Here is a 3,408-nt window from a genome sequence, read left to right as displayed (position 1 = left end):
CGTCTCGTCAAAGCTGTAGACGCTGAGGCCGACGCCCCGAGCGCCCTGAAAATACGGCGCCTCGCGGTTCAGGCTGCCGACAAAGACCAGACAATTCTCGCGCATGATTTCCTCCCCTACCCGCCTGCGCTTTGGCGCGCGGGAGCAGCCAAAATTTCCCCTGTTCACGCTTGCAACGCAACCCCATATGTGAAAATACTATTTACAAAAGAAGATTGACGGGAGGAGACGTCTTGTATTTCGACGCCTTGATGCGTTTTCCGACAGCTGTGACGTGCCCCATGCAGGTCTGGCGGTGCCGACCATGAACGATTTCGCACCTACCGTCGGCGTCGCCTCGACGCATCCCAAGAACATGCCCGGAGATCACGCCGCGCTGCCGGTGTGGAATGCCGAAAACTGGTTCTACGAGGACTGGCCCGTCGGCCAGAAGATCCGCTCGTTGCGGCGCACAATGGCCGAAGGCGACAGCCATTTGTTCAACACGCTGGTGCTCGACATCCACCCCTATGTGCAGGACCAGATGTTTGCCGAGAACGAAGGCATTTTCGGCAAGCGGCTGATCGCCGGCGCCTTTGTCTTTTCGGCTGGCCTGGGGCTGGTCGCCACCAACTGCGTCAATGCCTTCTCCTATGGCTACGACAAGCTCCGCTTCATAAAACCCGTCTTCATTGGCGACACGATCTATTCGATCCGCTCCAACCTCGACAAGAAGCCCCGCTACAAGGAAATGGGGCTGATCCGCGCCAGCTATGAGGTGTTCAAGGGCGAAGGCGAGTTGGTTCTCTATTGCGAGCATCTGCAGACGGTGAAGTACCGCAACCCGGCCGACTTCGTCGGCAAGACGGAGAAATAGCATGCCGGCAGCAGCCGAATTGCCGCTCGCCGGTCTCGTCGTCGTCGACATGAGCCAGTTCCTGTCCGGGCCCTATTGCTCACTCAGGCTGCTCGATCTCGGCGCCCGCGTCATCAAGATCGAGCGTCCGGATGGCGGCGACCTGTCGCGCCGGCTCTATCTCAGCGACACCGAGATCGGCGGCGATTCCACCATCTTCCATGCCATCAACCGGGCCAAGGAAAGTCTTGCCATCGACCTCAAGAACGAGACCGATCTCGAGGCGTTGCGCGGCCTTCTGGCCAAGGCCGATGTGCTGATCCAGAATTTCCGGCCGGGCGTCATCGAGCGGCTCGGCTTGGACTATGAGGCGGTCCGCAAGATCAATCCGCGGCTGGTCTATGCCTCGATCAGCGGCTATGGCGAAGACGGACCATGGGTCAAGAGACCCGGCCAAGACCTGCTGGCGCAGGCGCGCTCCGGCGTGATGTGGCTGAACGGCGATGAGGACCAAGGGCCGGTGCCGTTCGGTCTTGCCATCGGCGACATGCTGGCCGGTGCCGCCTGCGCGCAGGGCATTCTGGCCGCACTCGTGCGGCGCGGCATCACCGGCCAGGGCAGCCATATCGAAACCAGTCTCCTGGAAGCGCTGGTCGATTTCCAGTTCGAGGTGCTGACGACGCATCTCAATGACGGCCGCCGGCTGCCCAGGCGCTCCAGCTTCCGCAGCGCGCATGCCTATCTGTCGGCGCCTTACGGTGTTTACCCGGCCAAGGACGGATACCTCGCCATCGCCATGACGCCGATTCCCAAGCTGGCCGATCTCCTGTCGCTCAGCGAACTCGCACCCTATCGCGACAAGCCTGCGTCGTGGTTCACCGCGCGTGACGACATCAAGGCGATCATCGCACAGCGGATCGCCACCAAGACGATCGACGAGTGGCTTGATATCCTCGAGCCGGCCGACATCTGGTGCGCCAAAGTGCTGACCTGGCCGGAGATGCTGGCGAGCGAAGGGTTCCATTCCCTCGGCATGCTGCAGACTGTGACGCGCGAGGACGATGTCTCGATCCTCACCACCAGTTCGCCGCTCCGGGTCGATGGCATAAGAGCCAAGGCCGATCGGGCGGCGCCCCGCATCGGCGAGCACAGTGCCGCCATCCGCGCGGAGTTCGGCCTGTGAGTTCGCCCAAGCTCAAAGGCATGACCTGGAGCCATCCGCGTGGCTATGATCCGATGGTCGCCTGCTCGGCGCTGTGGCAGCAGAAGACCGGTATTGCCATCGAATGGGACAAGCGCTCGCTGCAGGACTTCGAATCCTTCCCGGTCGAAGAACTGGCGCGCGCCTATGACCTCATCGTCATCGACCATCCGCATGTCGGCCAGATCACGGCCGAAGGCTGCCTGGAGCCGCTGGATGTCGCCGGACGCGAGGCGGAACGCACGGCCCTTGCCTCGGGCAGCATCGGCCAGTCCTATCCGAGCTACAACTGGCAAGGACGGCAATGGGCTTTCCCGATCGATGCGGCAACGCAGGTCCAGGCATGGCGTCCGGATGCGATCGGTGCGCCACCGGCGCGCTGGAGCGAGGTGCTCGATCTCGCCCGGCAAGGCCGCGTGCTGCTGCCGCTGCGGCCGCCTCACGTGTTGATGGTGTTCTACACGCTTGCCGGGAATCTCGGGCATGCCTGCACGACCGATCCATCCGACGATCTGATCGATGTGGAGATCGGTAGCCAAGTCTTCGAGGCAATGCGCGAGATCGCAGCGCTGGTCGATCCCGCGTGTTTCGAGATGGACCCGATTGCCGTCTCCGAACGTATGGCGGAGGCCGGTTCCAGGTTCGTCTGCGCGCCACTGATCTATGGTTACGTTTCCTATGCGACGGCTGGCTTTCGGGCGAACCGGCTGGCCTTTGCCGATGTTCCGGTCATCGGTTCCGGCGGCCCGGTCGGTTCGGCGCTTGGCGGCACCGGCATAGCCGTATCAGCCTTTTCCAAAGCCAGGGATGCCGCGATCGACTTCGCCTATTGGGTCGCGAGCGGCGATGTCCAGCGTGGCGCCTATGCCGCCGCCGGCGGCCAGCCCGGCCATGCAGCGGCCTGGGAGGACCAGGCTGTCAATGAAGCGACCGGCGACTTCTATCGGGATACGCGCGCGACGCTGGAGGGTGCATGGGTGCGGCCGCGCCACGACGGCTACATGACTTTCCAGCAAGCAGCATCCGAACGCATCCTTTCCGGCATGACCTCCCGGCATCAAGCCCGACAGGTTGTTGCCGATCTCAATCGCCTGTTTCGGGAGAGTTCCCCGGTGCAGGTGTCCGGCGCTGCCGGTGGAGGAGCCTGAACCAAACCGAACGGAGGAGAACGAGATGACAGGAATGATCCGCGGCCTGCTGGCCGCAACCGCGCTTGCCTCGCTTGCAACGACCGCCTTTGCGCAGGATGTGCAAGGCGTCATCGGCGGGCTGCCGACCGAACTCAAGGCGCAATATGACGGCGCGCCGCAGAAGGTGCTGCCTTCGGCCTGGGACAATTTCACAGCGCCGCCGAAACCGTGGAAAAGGTGCC

General features: G+C 63.0%; 3 protein-coding genes and 1 pseudogene. All 4 read left to right on the top strand.

Annotated features, from left to right (window positions below):
- Positions 1–304 precede the first annotated feature (304 nt).
- The gene (locus ENZ75_RS25715) at positions 305–856 is read left to right on the top strand and encodes a MaoC family dehydratase (RefSeq protein WP_013533014.1); all 552 of its coding nucleotides are present in this window, start codon (positions 305–307) and stop codon (positions 854–856) included.
- A gap of 1 nt (position 857) precedes the next feature.
- Positions 858–2,018, top strand: a complete 1,161-nt coding sequence (locus tag ENZ75_RS25710) for a CaiB/BaiF CoA-transferase family protein (protein ID WP_063167547.1) — start codon at positions 858–860, stop codon at positions 2,016–2,018.
- The gene (locus tag ENZ75_RS25705) at positions 2,015–3,184 is read left to right on the top strand and encodes an extracellular solute-binding protein (RefSeq protein ID WP_063167546.1); all 1,170 of its coding nucleotides are present in this window, start codon (positions 2,015–2,017) and stop codon (positions 3,182–3,184) included. Before ENZ75_RS25710 ends, ENZ75_RS25705 begins: the two co-directional genes overlap by 4 nt.
- Positions 3,185–3,209: 25 nt before the next feature.
- Positions 3,210–3,408 (top strand): annotated as a pseudogene (locus tag ENZ75_RS25700) (ribose ABC transporter substrate-binding protein); the annotation flags it as partial.

Source organism: Mesorhizobium sp. M7A.F.Ca.CA.002.04.1.1, assembly GCF_004022805.1.
Classification (GTDB): Bacteria; Pseudomonadota; Alphaproteobacteria; order Rhizobiales; family Rhizobiaceae; genus Mesorhizobium; species Mesorhizobium ciceri.
Note: the sequence above shows the minus strand (reverse complement) of the source record. Positions and strands in the feature narration are given on the sequence as shown.